The sequence below is a fragment of the Actinomycetospora sp. CA-084318 genome (assembly GCF_050955885.1).
In the GTDB taxonomy this organism is placed as follows: Bacteria; Actinomycetota; Actinomycetes; order Mycobacteriales; family Pseudonocardiaceae; genus Actinomycetospora.
Map to the genome: position 1 here is coordinate 1 of NZ_CP192099.1, position 18,041 is coordinate 18,041.

An 18,041-nucleotide genomic window follows, 5' to 3' on the forward strand; every position below is an offset into this window, starting at 1 on the left:
CGCCCGTCCGACGACGGCTGGATCGTCGTCAAGCCCGCCGCCACCCGACCCAGCGCCCACGCCCCCACCCAGGCCGACGCCATCAGCCGCGCCGTCGAGATCGTCCGGAACGACGGCGGTGGTGCCGTCCTGATCCACGACCTCGCGGGCGAGCTCGTGGAGGCGGGTGACGTCCCGGCGCACGCGCAGAACGCCGAGCACATCGCCACCGAGCTGTCCGCCGCCGCGGCTGCCGCCGAGGCGAAGCAGACCGGCGAGGACGCCTCCCGGCGGGCCGCCGCCGAGGCCGCGCAGGCCGGGGTGGAGGTCCCCGACCTCGACCGGGAGCGGCTCGAGGCCACCGGCCAGAGCAGCGCCGCCGAGCGCGACGCCGCGCGGAAGGACGCGAAGGCCGCCGCCACCGCTTCGTCCGGCGACACCGGCCGCACCGGTCCGCGCGCCGTCGCCGACACCGCTGCCGAGCGGGCCGGGACCGTCGCCGACCAGGCCGCCGACTCCGCCCGCACCGTCGGGGACGAGGCGTCGGAGACGGCCGACGAGGTCGGGGGCGACCTCGCCACGACCGCCAGGAAGATCCGCGGCCACGCCGAGGGGGCCGCGGAGCGGGTCGGGCGCACCGTGTCCCAGGGCGCGGGCCAGATCGCCGACGACGCGTCCGCCGCGAGCCAGTCGGTCGAGTCCGCCGCGCAGGACGCCGCGGACGTCGCGGCCGCGACCGGCCAGGAGGCCGCCGAGGAGGTCCGCGGCACGGTCCGCGAGGTCGCGGGCGAGGCCCGGGCCGCCGGCCGGCGCACGGCCGCGACCGTCGAGGCCACTGCGGCCGACGCCAGCGACGAGCTCCGGAACACCACGCGCCGGGCCGCCCAGCAGGGCGCGAAGCTCGACGAGGAGCTGACCGACGCGGCCGACCGCGCCGGCCAGACGATCCACGCCTACACCGAGGCCGCGGCGGCTCCCCTCGACTGGCTGGCCGCCGTGCTCAACCCGGTCCGCATCACGGGTCGGCTCGTCAACGTGGTCACGGTGACCGGGCTCCGCCTGGTTGGCTCGGCCACCGGCGCCGGGGCGCACAAGGCCGACGAGGGCGCTCGTCGGCTGCAGGACGCCACGAGGTGACCTCCGGTCAGGTGAGCACTAAGTGGGGTCATGACCCCACTTAGTGCTCACCTGGCGCAGCCACCTCGCGTTCCCGCAGCACGTTCTTCTGGATCTTCCCCGTCGAGGTCTTCGGCAGCTCGCCGAACACGATCCGCTTCGGGGCCTTGTACCGGGCGAGGTGGGTGCGGACGTGCTCGACGAGCTCGTCCGGGTCGACCTCCTCGCGGGCGGTCACGTACGCCACCGGGATCTCGCCCCACCGCTCGTCGGGCACGCCCACCACGGCCGACTCGACGACGGCGGGGTGGCTGTCGAGCACCCGCTCGACCTCGACCGAGGCGATGTTCTCGCCGCCGGAGATGATCACGTCCTTGGAGCGGTCGCGGATCTCGACGTAGCCGTCGGGGTGCACCACGCCGAGGTCGCCCGTGCGGAACCAGCCTGCGGCGTCGACCGCGGCGGTGGCGGCGACGTCGCGGTAGTAGCCGAGCATCACGTCGTTGCCGCGGACCACCAGCTCACCGAGCGTCTCGCCGTCGGCGGGGACGTCCGCACCGTTCTCGGCGATCACCCGCAACCGCGCCGCCACCACGTTGCCGACGCCCTGCCGCGCCTGCAGCCGGGCGCGCTCGTCGTCGTCCAGCTCGTTCCACTCCGGGTGCCAGTCGTTGACGACGGCGGGCCCGTAGGTCTCGGTGAGCCCGTACAGGTGGGTGATGTCCATACCGAGCGCGGTCATGCGCGACAGCAGGGTCGGCGAGGGCGGGGCGCCGCCGGTCGCGACCGTCACCCGCTGTTCCAGGGGCGCCGCGGTGGAACCACCGGCGATCATCGTCAGGACCGTCGGGGCCGCGCAGAAGTGGGTGACGCCCTCGTCGCGCAGCAGGCGCCAGATCTCGTCGGGATCGATGGCGCGCAGGCAGACGTGCGTGCCGCCGGCCGCCGTGACGCCCCAGGGGAAGCACCAGCCGTCGCAGTGGAACATCGGGAGCGTCCACAGGTAGCGCGATGCCGGGTCGAGCCGCAGGTGGAAGGCCATGGCCAGGGCCTGCAGGTACGCGCCGCGGTGGTGGTACATCACGCCCTTGGGAAGGCCCGTGGTGCCCGACGTGTAGTTGATCGCGAGCAGGCCCCGCTCGTCGGCCACCGGGACGACGCTCGGCGCCGCGCGCCCCAGCCGGTCCTCGTACTCCTCGCCCTCGACCAGCAGGGCCGCCCCGGTCCGGCCGGCGACCGTCTCCGCGAGCTCCTCGAGCTCACGCGTCGCGAGCAGCACCCGGGCGCCGGAGTGGCTCACGATGTGGGTCAGCTCGTCGGCCGAGAGCCGGGTGTTCAGCGGCACCAGCACGCCGCCGGCGAACGGGACGCCGTGGTGGGCCTCGAGCATGACGTGGCTGTTCGTCGCGAGGGCGGCGACCCGGTCCCCGGGCTGGACGCCGAGCGCCCCGAGCGCCCCGGCGAGTCGTCGGGAACGGTCGGCGAACTCCGCGTAGGTGAACCGGCGGTCGCCGTCGACGATCGCCGTCCGGCCCGCGAACGCGTGCTCGGAGCGCTCGAGGAACGCGGTGGGCGTCAGCTCGGCGAACGTGAACGCCGCGGGCGGCGGGGTGTTCGACCTGAACGGTCCGGTGGTCACGGTGGTCCTCCCCGCGTGGATGGTCGCCGGACCGCGAGCGTAGGTGGTTCACGCCTGTTCGGCGCTGCACCACCAGGTCGTCCGGCTCCCCACGGTGCCCCGCTCCATGGGTGCCCCACACCGCGGACACGTGTCGTCCTTCCTCCGATGCGGAATGACCTCGCCGGTGTGCACCCCGCCGTGCTTGATCGCCTCCCGGGTCGCGTGGCGCAGGACGCGGCGCAGCTCGTCGAGCTGGGCGGTCGACAGCTCCCCCGAGGGCGTGTGCGGGTCGAGCTTCGCCTCCCACAGCGTCTCGTCGGCGAGGAGGTTCCCGACGCCGGCGATCGCGTGCTGGTCGAGCAGCCGCGCCTTGATCGGGGCGGTGCCCTTCCCGATCCGTTCCCGGAACTCGTCGCGGCTGATCTCGTAGGCGTCCGGGCCGAGGGCGTCGAGGTCGGGCTCGAGGCGGACCCGCCCGAGGCGCCGCTTGTCGAACAGCTTGAAGGCGCCGCCGTCGTCGAACCAGAACGTCACCCGGTCCCACTCCGGCTTCTGCTTCTCCTCGGTGGACTTCCGCGGCAGCCCGCCCGCGAGCTCGCCGGACCGCTCCCCGCCCGGACCCCAGATCCGGATGCGACCACCCATCCCGAGGTGCACCCCGAGGTGCGGGCCGGGTCCGCCGTCGGCCGTCACGGTGTCGCACCACATCGTCTTCCCGAGCCGGTGCGCGGCCGTCAGCTTCCCCCCGACGAGCGCCTTCGCGATCTCGCCGGGCCGGTGCGGACGGCACACGTACTCGTCGGAGTCGTCGATGTCGGTGATGGTGCGGTCGAGCGCCTTCTCCAGGACCTGGCGGGCGCTCTCCACCTCGGGCAGCTCGGGCACCCTGTCGAGGTACCCCCGTTCCCGCAGCTCACGCGCGGGCCAGGCCGTCCAGCAGCAACCCGACGGTGAAGTCGAACCGCTCGTGCCCCTCGCCCGCGGTCAGCTCGGTGGCGTGGCGCGAGACGTTCGGGAAGCGTTCGGGGGGCAGGGCCTCGAAGCGCCGGACGAGGTCGTCGCGGTCGTGCACCCAGGCGGCGTCGCGCCCCACCACCGACCGCTCGAGGCAGTAGGCGGCGACGTAGAGCACGAGCGCGTCGGCCGTCCACGCCGCGGCCCGCGGGGTGGCGTCCCCGGCGAGCAGGACCGCGAGCAGCCCCTCCTGGAGCGCGAGGACGGCGAGGTCGGTGGGCGCCATCGCGAGCGCGGCCCGCGAGACGCCCGGGTAGCGCAGGTACTGGTCGCGCAGCGCGGTCACGAGCCCGTGGGCCTGCTCGCGCCACCGCGCGGGGTCGGGCTGCGGCGAGACGATCTCCCCGCAGAGCCGGCCGATGAGCAGCTCGTCCAGGTCGGCCTTGTTGACGACGTGGGCGTAGAGCGACGCCGGTCCCGTCCCGAGCGCGGTGGCGACCCGACGCATCGTCAGCGCCTCGTAGCCCTCCTCCGCGACGAGTGCGAGCGCCGTGTCGACGATCCGGTCCGGGGTGATCGGCGTGCGCGCCGTCGTCGCGGACGGATCGGCCGCGGCGGCCCGCCGGGCAGCCTGTCGCTCGCGCGCGTTCACGGCGCCACCGTACCTGGACACGAACGGCGTTCGCCTGTAGAACACTGTTCGTGCAGAACGAACAGCAATCGCTCCACAGGGCCTGGCTGGCCCTGACCGGGCTGTCGGCGGTCTTCCTGGTCGAGATGCTCGACAACTCCGTGCTCACCGTCGCGCTGCCGACCATCGGGCGGGACCTCGCCGCCTCGACCACGGCGCTGCAGTGGGTCACGGGTGCGTACTCGGTGGTCTTCGGCGGGCTGATGCTCGTGTTCGGGGCCGCGGCGGACCGGTTCGGCCGACGACGGCTCATGACGGTCGGCCTCGTCCTGCTCGGCCTCGCGAGCCTCGCCACGGCGTTCGTCGCCACCGCGACCGAGCTCGTCGGCGTGCGCGCCGCGATGGGCGCCGCCGCCGCGATGACCGCCCCCGGCGCCGGCGCCCTGGCGTTCCGCCTCTTCGACGACGAGGGCCTGCGGATCCGCGCGATCACCCTGATCTCGACCGTCGGCCTCGTGGGGCTCGCCGTCGGCCCGACGCTCGGCGGCCTCGTCCTCGCCGTCGCCCCGTGGCAGGTACTGCTCCTGGTGAACGTGCCGATCGCGGTCCTGGCGGTCGTCGCCGTGCGTCGCGGCATCGCCGCCGACGACGCCGCCGACCTGCACCGCGTCCCGCTCGACCTGCCCGGCGGGGCGTTGGGCACGACGACGATCGTGCTCGCCCTCGTCGCGCCGACGCTGTTCGTCGTCCAGGGCGCCGATTCGTGGACGCCGTGGGCGACGACCGCCGCGGCCGTCCTCGCCGGTGTCGGGTTCGTCGTCCGCCAGCGCACGGCGCACGACCCGCTGCTCGACCTCGCCCTCCTCGCCCGCCCGCTGGTCTCGGGCGGGCTCGCGTACAAGGCGGCCGCCGGGTTGGCGACGGCGGGTCTGAGCTACCTCGTGACCCTCCAGCTGCAGTTCGCGTGGGGCTGGCCCCCGGCCGCGGCGGCCCTCGCGATGCTCCCCCAGGTCGTCGTCCTGCTCGCCGCCGGTCCGCTGGTGAACCCGCTCGTGCAGCGCGTCGGACTGCACCGCGCCGCCTGGCTCGGCGCCGGCGCGATCGTCGTCGGGCTCGCCGTCTTCACCGGGCTCGGCACCGTCACCTACGTCGGCGTCGCCCTCGCGCTCGCGCTGGTCGCGGCCGGTCTGCGCGTGGCCGGCGTGGTCGCCATGGTGACCGTGCTGCAGGGACTGCCGTCGACCCGCACCACCATCGGCGCCGCCCTCACCGACACCGCCACCGAGGTCACGTCCGGGACCGGTGTCGCCGTCACCGGCACGATCGTCGCCGCCCTGTTCACCGGCACCATCACCGCCTCGCCGTGGAGTGCTGCCCAGGCCGCGGAGTTCCACCACGCGGCCCTGCTCGCCGGCGGCGTGCTCACCGTGGTCGCCGCGGTCCTGGTCGCCTGGGCGATGGTGCGCACCCGGACGGCGGTGTCGCCGGAGCCCGCACCCGCCGCCGCCTGACCGCGGAGCGTCCACACTTAACGCCGGCGTCACCTCCGGGAACATCTCGAGGATGACGCTGCACTCCGTGCCCACCCCGTCCGAGATGCTCGCCGTCGCGCTGCGTGAGGCGCAGCGCGGCTACGACGCCGGAGGCGTCCCCGTCGGCGCGGCCCTCTTCGGTCCCGACGGCGAGCTCCTCGGCGCCGGGCACAACCGGCGCGTCCAGGACGGCGACCCGGCCACCCACGGCGAGACCGCCGCCTTCCGCGCGGCCGGGCGACGCCCCGGCTACGCCGGCACCACGATGGTCACGACGCTCTCGCCCTGCTTCTTCTGCGCCGGTCTGATCCGCCAGTTCCGCATCCCGCGCCTCGTCGTCGGCGAGGCCCGCACGTTCGGCGGTCAGCACGCCTGGCTCGCGGAGCACGGCGTGGACGTGACCGTCCTCGACGACCCGGCCTGCGCGGACCTGATGAGCCGGTTCGCCACCGAGCAGCCGGACACGTGGCTCGAGGACATCGGGGGGCCGGAGTGATCCCGCTGGTCGACATCGCCGACGAGGATCTCGTCGGCCTCGTCTCCTTCTACGAACTGGACCCGCACACCGTCGTCGAGTCCCTCCGCCCGCCGATCGGGCACACCGCGGCCCCACCCGTCCGGGCCGCGGACTACCTGGCGGACGAGCTCGCCGCCATCACCGTCACGCAGGAGGCACCATGACGGTCACCGAGGAACCGGCCGACGTCGTCGTCCGGGAAGGGGTCTACGGCGACAAGGTCGTCGCGGTCGAGCCCGGCGGCGCGGAGTTCATCCCACTCGCCGAGCGGCACGGCCGACCGCGCCAGCTGTTCTGGACGTGGTGCTCGCCGAACCTGGAGTTCGCGACGATCTTCGTCGGCGTCCTCGCGGTCGGCGCCTTCTCGCTCGGGTTCTGGGGCGCGTTCCTCGGGATCCTGGTCGGGACGGCGCTCGGGTCGCTGACCCACGGGCTGCTCTCGGCGCGCGGCCCGGCGGCCGGGGTCCCGATGATGGTGCTCTCCCGGCTCGGCTTCGGGTTCACCGGCAACGCGCTGCCGGCCGGACTGAACGCGGTCGTCGGCGGCATCGGCTGGTTCGCGGTGAACAGCGTCTCGGGAGCGCTCGCGCTGTCGACGCTGACCGGGATGCCCGGCTGGGTGTCGCTGCTGATCGTCGCGCTCGTGCAGATCGGGGTGGCGCTGCTCGGGCACAACCTGATCCACGGGTTCGAGAAGGTCGTGCTCCCGGTGCTGGCGGTCGTCTTCGCCATCACGTCGGTGGTGATCCTGACCCAGGTCGACACCACCTTCACCCCGACCGGCGGGCAGCCCGCGGGCACCGTCGCGGGCTTCCTGCTCACCGTCGGCGCCACGTTCGGCTACGCGGCCGGCTGGAACCCCTACGCCACCGACTACACCCGCTACCTGCCGCCGGACGCGAGCCCGCGCGCCGTCGGCTGGGCCGCCGGCCTCGGCGTCTTCGTGCCCTGCGTGGTGCTCGAGACGGTGGGCGCGGCCTCGGCGACCATCGGCGGCATCGGCGGCGGCGCCCTCGACGACCCGACCGGCGTGTTCACCGGGCACCTGCCCGGCTGGCTCGGCGCGCTGACCCTGCTCTGCATCGCGGTCGGGGCGGTCGCCGCGAACGCGATCAACATCTACTCCGGCTCGATGTCCTTCGTGGCGCTGGGGATCAAGCTGCCCCTGACGCTGCGCCGCGCGCTCGCCGTCGGGGTGTTCGGCGTGCTCGGGTTCGTGGTCGCCCTGCTCGGCCTCGCCGACGCCGGGCACGCCTACGAGGGCTTCCTGCTGATCATCGCCTACTGGATCGGGCCGTGGCTGGCGGTCGTGTTCGTCGACCGGTGGCTGCGGCGCGGGTCGGGCGAGGAACTGCTCTTCGACACCTCGTACCGCAACCACGCCGGGCCGGTCGCGATGCTCGCCGGGATCGTGGTGTCGATCCTGCTGTTCGCGAACCAGACCTCGTTCACCGGCCTCGTCGCCTCGGCCGTGCCGCAGGTGGGCGACATCGCCTTCGAGGTCGGGTTCCTGGTGGCGGCGGCGGTCTACTGGCTGCTGCGGCGCCGGGCGACCGCCGCGTGACCTGACGTCAGGACCGGGACACGGCCACCACCCCGCCGAGGACCGCGCCGACCGTCGAGGCCACCTCCCCGGACGGGTCCGCCGCCGCACAGGCGGCGGGCTCGTCCACCCCGAGCCCACGCAGGAGCGTCAGCGCGAACTCGGCGGCGACCTCGGCGGGGGCGAGGCGCCCGGCCGGGTCGAACCAGGTCCACATCCAGTGCAGCGACCCGAACATCTGCAGCGACCGGAGCCGGGCGTCCCCGGGCAGGAACGTCCCGTCCGCCTCGCCGTCGGCCAGGACCCCGACGACGAGGTCGCGGTAGGCGTCGCGCAGGGCGCGGGCGGACTCCATCCCGGGCCCGTCGACCAACCGCACCACCTCGCGCTGGAAGGCGACGGTGGTGGCGGGCTCGTCGGCGGAGTAGCGCACGCCGGCGTGGACGAGGGCGGCGACTCGCTCGTCCGCGCCCGGGAGGCGGGCGAACATCGCGTGCGCCTCGTCGAGCCGGCGCCGCATGTAGGACTCCTGGACCTCCGCGAGCATCCGGTCCTTCGTGCCGAAGTGGTGGACGATCGTCCCCTTGCTCATGCCCAGCTCGGCGGCCACGTCCCCGAAGTTCGCGCGGTCGTAGCCGTGCTGGGCGACGTGCCGCGTGAACGTCTCGAGGATCTCCGAGCGGCGGCCACCCCGCGCGTAGCCCGCCATCGCCGACCCCCTTGTGAACTGACCGCACGTACGGGCAAAGTGTGCCAGGTCTCAGCGCGGAGGGCGAGGGAGTCGGATGGACGAGAGCATCGGGGCCTGGGTGGCCCGGCGGGCGGAGCGGTCGCCGGACGCGGTGGCCCTGGTCGACGGGGCGACCGGGCACCGCACCTCCTACGCCGGGCTCGACGACCGCGTCGCGGCCCGCGCGGCCGACCTCGCGGCGCTCGGCGTGGGGCCCGGCGACCGGGTGGCGCTGCTCGGCGAGAACTCGTGCGCGTACCTGGAGTGGCTGTTCGCCGTCGCCCGGCTCGGCGCGATCACGGTGCCGGTGAACATGCGGCTCGCGCCGGCCGAGGTCGCGTACGTGCTCGCCGACTCCGGCGCCACGCTGCTCGTGCGCTCCGCGGCGTTCACGCCGCTCGGCGACGCGGCGGTGGCGGAGCTGGACACGCCGCCCGAGCTCGTGGACCTGATCACCGAACCCGGGCCGAACCGTCGTCGGGAACCCGAGCCGGGGCCCGGCCGGGGCGACGAGCCCTGCGTGATCATGTACACCTCGGGCACCACCGGCCGCCCCAAGGGCGCGGTGCTCACGCACGACAACATGCTGTGGAACGCGGTCAACATGTGCGTCGCGGGGCCGGGGATCGCCTCGACCGACGTCACGATCGCCGCCGCCCCGCTGTTCCACATCGGCGCGCTCGGACTCTCGGCGCTGCCGCTGCTCTACGCCGGCGGGACGGTCGTGGTGGTGCCCGCGTTCGACCCGGCGGGCTTCCTCGACCTCATGGCCCGCGAGGGCGTGACCACGCAGTTCCTCGTCCCCGCGATGTGGGCGGCGCTCACCCGCGTGCCCGACCTCGGCGAACGCGCCTTCCCCGCCCTGCGCTGGGCGATCTCGGGCGGCGCGCCGTGCCCCGTCGTCGTGATCGAGCGCTTCCTCGAGCTCGGCTGGACGTTCACCGAGGGCTTCGGGATGACCGAGCTGTCGCCGGCCGCGCTCTTCCTCGACGCGGCCGACGTGGTGACGCACGCGGGGTCGGTCGGGCGGCCGTTCCTGCACGTCGACGCGCGCCTGGTCGGTCCCGACGACGAGCTCGTCGACCCGGGCGAGGTCGGCGAACTGGTGCTGCGCGGTCCGACGGTGTTCGCCGGGTACTGGAACCGGCCGGAGGAGACCGCGGAGGCGATGCGCGGCGGCTGGTTCCACTCCGGCGACCTCGGAGTCCGGGACGCCGACGGGTTCGTCACCCTGGTCGACCGCAAGAAGGACATGATCATCACCGGCGGGGAGAACGTGTACCCGGTCGAGGTCGAGCAGGTGCTGCACCGCCACCCGGCCGTCTCCGACGTGGCCGTGATCGGCGTGGGCGACCCGCAGTGGGGCGAGTCCGTGGTCGCCGTCGTCGTGGCCGCCGACCCGGTGCCGGCGGAGGAGCTCATCGCCTTCGCCCGCGAGCGGATCGCGCACTTCAAGGCGCCTCGCCGGGTCGAGTTCGTCGCCGAGCTGCCGCGCAACGCGACCGGCAAGCTGCTCAAGCGGGTGCTGCGCGAGCAGTTCACCGGGTCGACCGCGGCGGTGTCGCGGTGACGGCGACGGTGGCGCGCTCGGCGTGGGACACCGAGGAGCGGCGCGAGCTCCGGGCCCTGGTGCGCCGGTTCACCGAGCGGGAGATCGTGCCCTCGCTGCCGGAGTGGGAGGACGCCGGCGCCATGCCCCGCGCGCTGCACCGGCGGGCGGGTGAGCTGGGGTTGCTCGCGCTGGGGTTCCCGGAGGCGGTGGGCGGCGAGGGCGGGCACCTCGACGCGGCGGTCGTCACCGAGGAGCTGATCCTCGCGGGCGGGTCGAGCGGCGTGGTCGCGGGACTGTTCACCCACGGCATCGCCGCACCGCACATCGCGCTGCACGGCTCGCCGGAGCTGGTCGACCGCTTCGTGCGCCCGAGCCTGCGCGGCGAGCTGATCGGGTCGCTGGGCATCACCGAGCCCGGTACCGGCTCGGACGTCGCGGGCATCACCACCCGCGCGGTGCGCGACGGCGACGACTACGTGGTCACCGGCGCCAAGACCTTCATCACCTCGGGCACCCGCGCGGACTTCGTGACGACGGCCGTGCGCACCGGCGGCCCCGGCCACCGGGGCGTGTCACTGCTGGTGATCGAGACCGACCGGCCCGGGGTGCACCGCACGGCGCTGCGCAAGATGGGCTGGCACTGCTCGGACACCGCGACGATCTCGCTCGACGAGGTCCGGGTGCCGGCGTCGAACCTGGTCGGGGCGGAGGGCAGCGGCTTCCGCCAGATCATGGAGCGCTTCGCCTCGGAGCGGCTCTCGATGGCCGTGGAGGCCTACGCGACCGCCCAGCGCTGCGTGGACCTGACGATCGCGTGGGCGAAGCAACGCGAGACGTTCGGCGCGCCGTTGGCCACGCGGCAGGTCGTCCGGCACCGGATCGCACAGATGGCCCGCCGGGCGACGGTCGCGCGCGTCTACGTGCGGGACGTGTTCGAGCGCTGGGAGGCCGGCGACGACGTCGTCACCGAGCTGGCGATGGCGAAGAACCAGGCCGTCGAGGCCTGCGACTGGGTGGTCGACCAGGCGGTCCAGCTGCACGGCGGCGCGGGCTACCTGCACGGCGTCGAGGTCGAGCGGCACTACCGCGACGCGCGCATCCTCGGCATCGGCGGCGGGACGAACGAGATCATGGACGAGGTCATCGCCTCCCGGCTGGGGCTCGACGCATGAGCCCCGCCGTCGAGAGCGCACCCGTGCTCGCCAGCCGGCTCGACCCGTCGTCGGGAACCTTCGCCGCGGACCGCGAGGCGATGCTGGCCGCCCTGGCCGACGTCGACGCCGTCGTCGACACCGTGCTCGCCGCGGGCGGCCCGAGGTACGTGGACCGGCACCACGAGCGCGGGAAGCTGACCGCTCGCGAGCGGCTGGACCTGCTGCTCGACCCCGACGCGCCGTTCCTCGAGATCGCCGCCCTCGCCGGGGCCCATGAACCGGACCTGACGACGCCGGGCGCCGGTCTCGTCTGCGGGATCGGACCGGTCAGCGGCGTCGACTGCATGGTCATCGCGAACGAGCCGACGGTGAAGGGCGGGTCGCTCACGCCGATCGGGGTCACCAAGCAGCTGCGCGCGCTGGAGATCGCGGAGCGCAACCGGCTGCCGGTGATCGCGCTCGTGGAGTCGGGCGGGGCGGACCTGCCGCGCCAGGCGGACCTGTTCGTGCCCGGCGGGCGGACGTTCCGCGAGCTCACGCGCCTGTCGGCGGCGGGCATCCCGACGATCGCGCTGGTGTTCGGCTCGTCCACCGCCGGCGGCGCGTACATGCCGGGGATGAGCGAGTACACGGTGTTCGTCCGCGGGCAGGCGACCGTGTACCTCGGCGGGCCGCCGCTGGTGAAGATGGCGATCAACGAGGACGTCGACGACGAGACGCTGGGCGGGGCGGAGATGCACGCCCGGGAGTCGGGACTCGCCGACCACCTCGCCGCCGACGAGTACGACGCGCTGCGCATCGGGCGCCGGATCGTGGCGTCGCTGGGTCTGTCGCCCGTGCCCCTGCGGGTCCCGGACGCGCCGCGGTACACGGCCGAGGAGCTGCGGGGCTGCGCCGCGAGCGACCCCAAGCGCTCCGTCGAGGTCCGCGACGTGCTCGCCCGGGTGCTCGACGGCTCCCGCTTCGACGAGTTCAAGCCGCTCTACGGGACGACGCTGGTGTGCGGCTTCGGCTCGCTCGGCGGCTTCCCGGTGGGGGTGCTCGCGAACAACGGCATCCTGTTCTCCGAGGAGTCGCAGAAGGGCGCGCACTTCATCCAGCTCGCCAACGCCCGGTCGATCCCGCTGCTGTTCGTCCAGAACATCACCGGGTTCATGGTCGGGTCCGCCTACGAGCGCGGCGGCATCATCAAGGACGGCGCGAAGCTGATCAACGCCGTGTCCAACTCGACGGTGCCGCACCTGACGCTCATGGTCGGCGCCTCGTACGGCGCCGGGAACTACGGGATGTCCGGCCGCGCCTACGACCCGCGGTTCGTGTTCACCTGGCCCAACCACCGGATCGCGGTCATGGGCGGCACCCAGCTCGCCGGCGTCATGTCGATGGTCCAGCGCCGCTCCGCCGAGCGCGCCGGCCGGCCGCACGACGAGGCCGCCGACGCCGCGACGCGCAAGGCGATCGAGGACGGCGTCGAGGCGCAGTCGAACGCGATCTACGCCTCCGGCCGCGTGTGGGACGACGGGGTGATCGACCCGGCGGACACGCGGACGGTGCTGTCGTTGGCACTGCGGGCGGTGCACTCGGCGCCGGTCGTGGGCGCGACGCACTTCGCGCCGTTCCGGATGTAGCCCACCAGTGCAAGCAATGCGTCACTGCTTGCACCCAGTGACAGGAAAAGCCACACCGTCGATTCCGACCCGAGGAGCACCCGTGATCCGCACCCTGCTCGTCGCGAACCGCGGCGAGATCGCGCGCCGCGTGATCCGCGCGGCGCGGGCCCAGGGCATCCGCACGGTCGCGGTGTACTCCGAGCCCGACGCGCACGACCCGCACGTCACCGACGCCGACGCCGCCGTCGCCCTCCGCGGCTCGACCTCGACCGAGACCTACCTCGACCAGCAGCAGATCCTCGACGCCGCCCGCCGTGGTGGAGCCGACGCCGTGCACCCCGGGTACGGCTTCCTGTCCGAGAACGCCGCGTTCGCCCGCGCGGTCACTGCGGCGGGGCTGATCTGGGTCGGACCGCCGCCCGAGGCGATCGAGGCGATGGGCGTCAAGCACACCGCGAAGGACATCGCGCGCGCGGCCGGTGTCCCGACGCTGCCCGACGCGCTCGTCGGCGCGGACACCGACCTCACGACGGCGGGCGACACCGTCGGCTACCCGCTGCTCGTCAAGGCCTCGGCCGGGGGCGGCGGGACCGGGATGCGGCGCGTCGACCGGGCCGCCGACCTCGTCGAGGCCGTCCGCTCCGCCCGCGCCGAGGCGCAGCGCTCCTTCGGCGACGACACGGTGTTCCTCGAGCGGCTCCTCGAGGCGCCGCGGCACGTCGAGATCCAGGTGCTCGCCGACACCCACGGGAACGTCGTGCACCTCGGCGAGCGCGAGTGCTCGATCCAGCGGCGGCACCAGAAGGTCGTCGAGGAGGCGCCGTCACCCGTCGTCGGGCCGGAGCTGCGGGAGCGGATGGGGACGACGGCGGTCGCGCTGGCGCGGCAGCTCGGGTACGTCGGGGCGGGAACGGTGGAGTTCCTGCTCGACGACGTGGATTCCCTGCCACTGGATGCCGGCAACGACGCTTCGCTGCCACGACAGGGGTTCTTCTTCCTCGAGATGAACACCCGCCTGCAGGTCGAGCACCCGGTGACCGAACAGGTGTGGGGCGTCGACCTGGTCGCCCTGCAGCTCGCGGTCGCCGAGGGCGCGCCGCTGCCGTTCACCCAGGCCGACCTGGCGCCGCACGGCCACGCGATCGAGGTGCGGCTCTACGCCGAGGACCCGGCCCGCGACGACCGTCCCTCCCCCGGTCCGCTGCACCGCTACGTCCACGGCGACGACCTGCGCTGGGAGGACGCGGTGGGCGCCATCGGCACCGTCAGCGCGTTCTCCGACCCGATGATCGCCAAGGTGATCGCGCACGCCCCGACCCGCGCGGCCGCCGCCCGCCGCCTGGCCACCGGACTCGCCGAGGCGGAGATCCACGGCGTCACCACCAACCGCGACCTGCTCGTCCGGATCCTCGCGGACCCCGACTTCCTCGCCGGCGCCACCCGCACCGACTTCCTCGAGCGGCACGCCGACCTGCGCACCCCGCCCGAGCCGCCCCGTGCCCACCTCGCGGCCGCCCTCGCCTGCACCGCCGCGGCCCACCGCGCGCACGACCCACTCGCCCCGCCCGGCTTCCGGCTCCTGCGCCGCACGCCGCCGGCTCGGGTCGTGCTCGACGACGGGCGCGTCGTCACCTACCGCTTGGGCGCCGCCGCGGGCGACACGACGATCGAGCTCGACGGCACGCCCCTGCGGCTGCGCGACCTGGGACCCGACGCGGTGCGGGTCGACGACGACGGGGTCGAGCGCCGGTGCCGGGTCGCCCGGCACGGCGACGGGATCCACGGCGACGAGATCCACGTCGACGACGGGACCCGCAGCAGCACCTGGCACCTCGCGCCCCGCCTGCCCGCCGCCGACGCCGCGCTCACGGCGGGCGGACCGGTCTCGGAGGTGCCGGGCACGGTCGTCGAGGTGCTCGTGGCGCCGGGCGACGAGGTGCGCGCGGGGCAGAAGCTCGTCGTGCTGGAGGCGATGAAGATGGAGCACCCGGCGCTGGCCGCGGCGGACGGCGTCGTCGAGACCGTGCACGTGGAGGTCGGGCAGTACGTCGAGGCGCACGCGACGCTGGTGACCCTGGGCGCCGCCGGATGATCGCGATCGCCAACTGCTCCGGATTCCTCGGGGACCGCCTCGCCGCGGCCCGCGAGATCGTCGACGCCCACCGCGAGGGCCGCGCGCACGTCGACGTCCTGACCGGCGACTGGCTCGCCGAGCTGACGATGGGCCTGCTGGCCAGGCAGCGCGAACGCGACCCCGCCGCCGGCTACGCCGCGACGTTCGTCCGGCAGATGGCCGACGTACTCGCGGACTGCCTGGCCGCCGGGATCACCGTCGTCGCCAACGCCGGCGGGCTGAACCCGCACGGCTGCGCCGAGGCGGTCGAGGCGCTCGGGACCGGCGCGCGGATCGCGGTGGTCGACGGCGACGACGTCACCGACCGCGTCGCCGCCGACCTGGACGAGGCCCCCGTCGTCGCGAACGCCTACCTCGGCTGCCGCGGGATCGTCGCCGCGCTCGCGGCGGGCGCGGACGTCGTCATCACCGGGCGGGTCACCGACGCCGCCGTCGTGGTCGGGCCCGCGGCGCACCGGCACGGCTGGACCGTCGACGACCTCGACGCCCTCGCCGGGGCCACCGCGGCGGGCCACGTCATCGAGTGCGGCGCGCAGGCGACCGGCGGCAACTTCTCCTTCGCCGCGGAGATCGCCGATCTGCGCCGTCCCGGCTTCCCGATCGCCGAGATCGCGGCGGACGGGTCGGCGGTGATCACGAAGCCGTCCGGGACCGGAGGGGCGGTGACCGTCGAGACCGTCACCGCCCAGCTGCTCTACGAGATCGACGGGCCGCGCTACCCCACGCCGGACGTGACCGCCCGGTTCGACACCGTCTCCCTGCACGACGACGGGCCGGACCGGGTCCGGCTCTCCGGAACGGTCGGGGAGCCGCCGCCGGACACCGTCAAGGTCGGCGCGATCGTGCCGGCCGGGTGGCGGAACGAGATCACGCTCGTGATCACCGGGCTCGACGTCGAGGCGAAGGCGCAGCTCGCGCTGGACGCGTTGTGGACGGCCGTCCCCCGGGAGACGTTCGAGCGGGTCGAGACGACGCTGGTGCGCGGGGACCGGGAGGACCCGAAGCGGCTCGCCGAGGCCGTCTCGTTCCTGCGGATCGCCGTCGCCGGGGAACAGCGCGCCGTCGCCCGGCTCCCGCGCGCGGCCGTCGAGACCGCCCTCGGGAGCTACCCGGGCTGCTTCGCGACGAGCCCGCCGGGGCCGGGTTCGGCCGCCTCGGTGTTCCGTCCGGTGTTCCTCCCCGCCGCCGAGGTGCCGCAGCGGGTGACGGTCGGTGGGACGAGCCGGGAGGTCGCGGCACGCGCCCCCTCCCGCGTGAGGGGAACCCTGGTGCCACAAGAGCGCTCGCATCGTCCCCTCACGAATCCGGGCAGCACCCGCCGCGTCCCCCTCGGCCGCGTCGTCGGCGCCCGTTCCGGCGACAAGGGCGGGAACGCCACGCTCGGCCTCTGGGCCCGCACCGACGCGGCCCACGCCTGGTTGGCCGGCGCCTGGACCGACCCGTTCGTCGCCGACCTCCTCGGACCCGACGCCGAGGGCTGCGATCTGCGTCGATGGGCCCTGCCGACCGTGCGCGCCGTGGGCGTGACGGTCGTCGGGTTCCTCGGGCGCGGCGTCGCCGACAACCTGTCCCTCGACGCCCAGGCCAAGGGCCTCGCCGAGTTCGTCCGGGCCCGGCACGTCGACGTCCCCGAGGAGCTGATCCCCTGATGGTCGCGTTCACCGAGGAGCACACCGCCTTCCGGAAGTCCGTGCGGGCGTTCGTCGAGCGGGAGATCGACCCGTACGTCGACGCGTGGGAGCGCGACGGGCGGATGCCCACGCACGAGCTGTTCGGCAAGCTCGGCGCGCTCGGCTGGCTCGGGCTCGAGTACGACGAGGCCTACGGCGGCCAGGGCGCCGACCACCTGTTCGCCGTCGTGTTCGCCGAGGAGATCGGGCGGTGCGACGCGGCCGGGGTCGGCATGGCGATCGCGGTGCAGACCGACATGGCGACGCCGTCGCTGCACCGCTTCGGCTCCGAGGAGCTCAAACAGCGCTACCTCGCGCCCGCGATCCGCGGCGAGATGGTCACCGCGATCGCCGTGACCGAGCCGGACGCCGGATCCGACGTCGCCGGGTTGCGCACCCGCGCCACCCGCGACGGCGACGACTGGGTGATCGACGGCGCCAAGCTCTACATCACCAACGGCGTCCAGGCGGACTGGCTGTGCCTGCTCGCCCGCACCTCCGACGAGGGCGGGGCGCGCGGGATGAGCCAGATCGTGGTGCCCACCGACACGCCGGGCCTGCGCGTGTCCCGCACGCTCGACAAGCTCGGCAACCGCTGCTCGGACACCGCCGAGCTCGCCTTCGACGGCGTCCGGGTGCCGGTGGCGAACACGATCGGCACGATCGGTCGCGGGTTCCAGCAGCAGATGGCGCAGTTCCAGAACGAGCGGATGGTCGCCTGCTACGGCCGCGTCGGGGCCTGCGAGCGCGCCCTCGACCGCACCCGTGACTACCTGAAGCAGCGCCGCGCCTTCGGCGGCACGCTGATGGACAACCAGTACCTCGCCTACCAGCTCGCCGAGCTCTACGCCCGCGTCGACCTGTGCCGGCACTACAACTACGCGTGCGCCGAGGCCTACGAGCGCGGCGAGGACACCTCGCGGTTCGCGACGATCGCCAAGCTCGCGATCGGGCGGCTCTGCGAGGACGTGGCCCGGACCTGCCTGCAGTACCACGGCGGGATCGGCTACATGGAGGAGACGTGGACCGCCCGGTTCCTCCGCGACATGCGGATCACGTCCATCGGCGGCGGCGCCGACGAGGTGATGCTGCGCGTCCTCGCCACCATGCACGGGATGTGACCCCGACGACGGGTCGGTGCGGGTGATCCATGTGCGGACGGCTGCGGAACGGGGTACGCCTGGGCCCATGACCGAGCCACAGGACGACACCGTCCGGAGCCTGATCGCCCAGGCCCGCGAGGAGATCCTCGACGAGCAGTCCGACGCCGACGAGAAGCGCGCCCAGGAAGCCGCCGA

General features: G+C 74.3%; 15 protein-coding genes. 11 read left to right on the forward strand and 4 right to left on the reverse strand.

The window, feature by feature from the left end; translation table 11 throughout:
- The coding region (locus ACQPYX_RS29870) for a DUF2188 domain-containing protein (RefSeq protein WP_433803845.1) at positions 1 to 1,116 on the forward strand (1,116 nt) is incomplete at its 5' end.
- A 40-nt stretch (positions 1,117 to 1,156) separates the two neighbouring features.
- On the opposite strand, the gene ACQPYX_RS29875 is transcribed toward ACQPYX_RS29870, so the two are convergent.
- Genes ACQPYX_RS29875 through ACQPYX_RS29885 form a run of 3 tightly spaced genes read right to left on the reverse strand, consistent with a single transcriptional unit; the run spans position 1,157 to position 4,322 of the window.
- Complete coding sequence (locus ACQPYX_RS29875; protein ID WP_433803846.1) at positions 1,157 to 2,734, reverse strand: acyl--CoA ligase family protein; 1,578 nt, start codon at positions 2,732 to 2,734, stop codon at positions 1,157 to 1,159.
- Positions 2,735 to 2,782: 48 nt separating this feature from the next.
- Positions 2,783 to 3,601: an Fpg/Nei family DNA glycosylase gene (locus tag ACQPYX_RS29880; protein WP_433803847.1), complete on the reverse strand. Its 819-nt coding sequence runs from the start codon at positions 3,599 to 3,601 to the stop codon at positions 2,783 to 2,785.
- 28 nt (positions 3,602 to 3,629) lie between these two features.
- Complete coding sequence (locus tag ACQPYX_RS29885; RefSeq protein ID WP_433803848.1) at positions 3,630 to 4,322, reverse strand: TetR/AcrR family transcriptional regulator; 693 nt, start codon at positions 4,320 to 4,322, stop codon at positions 3,630 to 3,632.
- Between the two features lie 44 nt (positions 4,323 to 4,366).
- Here ACQPYX_RS29885 and ACQPYX_RS29890 point away from each other — a divergent pair, with 44 nt between their 5' ends.
- From ACQPYX_RS29890 to ACQPYX_RS29905, 4 genes are read left to right on the forward strand one after another with little or no spacing between them, the layout of a single operon-like run.
- A complete protein-coding gene (locus ACQPYX_RS29890; RefSeq protein WP_433803880.1) occupies positions 4,367 to 5,812 on the forward strand; it encodes an MFS transporter in 1,446 nt (481 codons plus the stop codon).
- 52 nt (positions 5,813 to 5,864) lie between these two features.
- Positions 5,865 to 6,329: a nucleoside deaminase gene (locus tag ACQPYX_RS29895; RefSeq protein ID WP_433803849.1), complete on the forward strand. Its 465-nt coding sequence runs from the start codon at positions 5,865 to 5,867 to the stop codon at positions 6,327 to 6,329.
- The gene (locus tag ACQPYX_RS29900) at positions 6,326 to 6,514 is read left to right on the forward strand and encodes a hypothetical protein (RefSeq protein ID WP_433803850.1); all 189 of its coding nucleotides are present in this window, start codon (positions 6,326 to 6,328) and stop codon (positions 6,512 to 6,514) included. Before ACQPYX_RS29895 ends, ACQPYX_RS29900 begins: the two co-directional genes overlap by 4 nt.
- Positions 6,511 to 7,914: a purine-cytosine permease family protein gene (locus tag ACQPYX_RS29905; RefSeq protein WP_433803851.1), complete on the forward strand. Its 1,404-nt coding sequence runs from the start codon at positions 6,511 to 6,513 to the stop codon at positions 7,912 to 7,914. Before ACQPYX_RS29900 ends, ACQPYX_RS29905 begins: the two co-directional genes overlap by 4 nt.
- 7 nt (positions 7,915 to 7,921) lie before the next feature.
- On the opposite strand, the gene ACQPYX_RS29910 is transcribed toward ACQPYX_RS29905, so the two are convergent.
- Complete coding sequence (locus ACQPYX_RS29910) at positions 7,922 to 8,602, reverse strand: TetR/AcrR family transcriptional regulator (protein ID WP_433803852.1); 681 nt, start codon at positions 8,600 to 8,602, stop codon at positions 7,922 to 7,924.
- A 76-nt stretch (positions 8,603 to 8,678) separates the two neighbouring features.
- On the opposite strand from ACQPYX_RS29910, the gene ACQPYX_RS29915 reads away from it, so the two are divergent.
- From ACQPYX_RS29915 to ACQPYX_RS29940, 6 genes are all read left to right on the forward strand, one after another.
- Positions 8,679 to 10,193 carry an acyl-CoA synthetase gene (locus ACQPYX_RS29915; protein ID WP_433803853.1) on the forward strand — a complete coding sequence of 505 codons (1,515 nt, stop codon included), beginning with the start codon at positions 8,679 to 8,681 and terminating at the stop codon, positions 10,191 to 10,193.
- Positions 10,190 to 11,347 (forward strand): acyl-CoA dehydrogenase family protein, encoded by a 1,158-nt coding sequence (locus ACQPYX_RS29920; protein ID WP_433803854.1) that lies wholly within the window; start codon positions 10,190 to 10,192, stop codon positions 11,345 to 11,347. Before ACQPYX_RS29915 ends, ACQPYX_RS29920 begins: the two co-directional genes overlap by 4 nt.
- The gene (locus ACQPYX_RS29925) at positions 11,344 to 12,957 is read left to right on the forward strand and encodes an acyl-CoA carboxylase subunit beta (RefSeq protein ID WP_433803855.1); all 1,614 of its coding nucleotides are present in this window, start codon (positions 11,344 to 11,346) and stop codon (positions 12,955 to 12,957) included. Before ACQPYX_RS29920 ends, ACQPYX_RS29925 begins: the two co-directional genes overlap by 4 nt.
- Before the next feature lie 82 nt (positions 12,958 to 13,039).
- Positions 13,040 to 15,031, forward strand: a complete 1,992-nt coding sequence (locus ACQPYX_RS29930) for an acetyl/propionyl/methylcrotonyl-CoA carboxylase subunit alpha (RefSeq protein ID WP_433803856.1) — start codon at positions 13,040 to 13,042, stop codon at positions 15,029 to 15,031.
- A complete protein-coding gene (locus ACQPYX_RS29935) occupies positions 15,028 to 16,722 on the forward strand; it encodes an acyclic terpene utilization AtuA family protein (RefSeq protein ID WP_433803857.1) in 1,695 nt (564 codons plus the stop codon). The genes ACQPYX_RS29930 and ACQPYX_RS29935 overlap by 4 nt, the downstream gene beginning before the upstream one ends.
- The gene (locus tag ACQPYX_RS29940; protein ID WP_433803858.1) at positions 16,722 to 17,864 is read left to right on the forward strand and encodes an acyl-CoA dehydrogenase family protein; all 1,143 of its coding nucleotides are present in this window, start codon (positions 16,722 to 16,724) and stop codon (positions 17,862 to 17,864) included. Before ACQPYX_RS29935 ends, ACQPYX_RS29940 begins: the two co-directional genes overlap by 1 nt.
- The last annotated feature ends 177 nt before the right edge of the window (positions 17,865 to 18,041 follow it).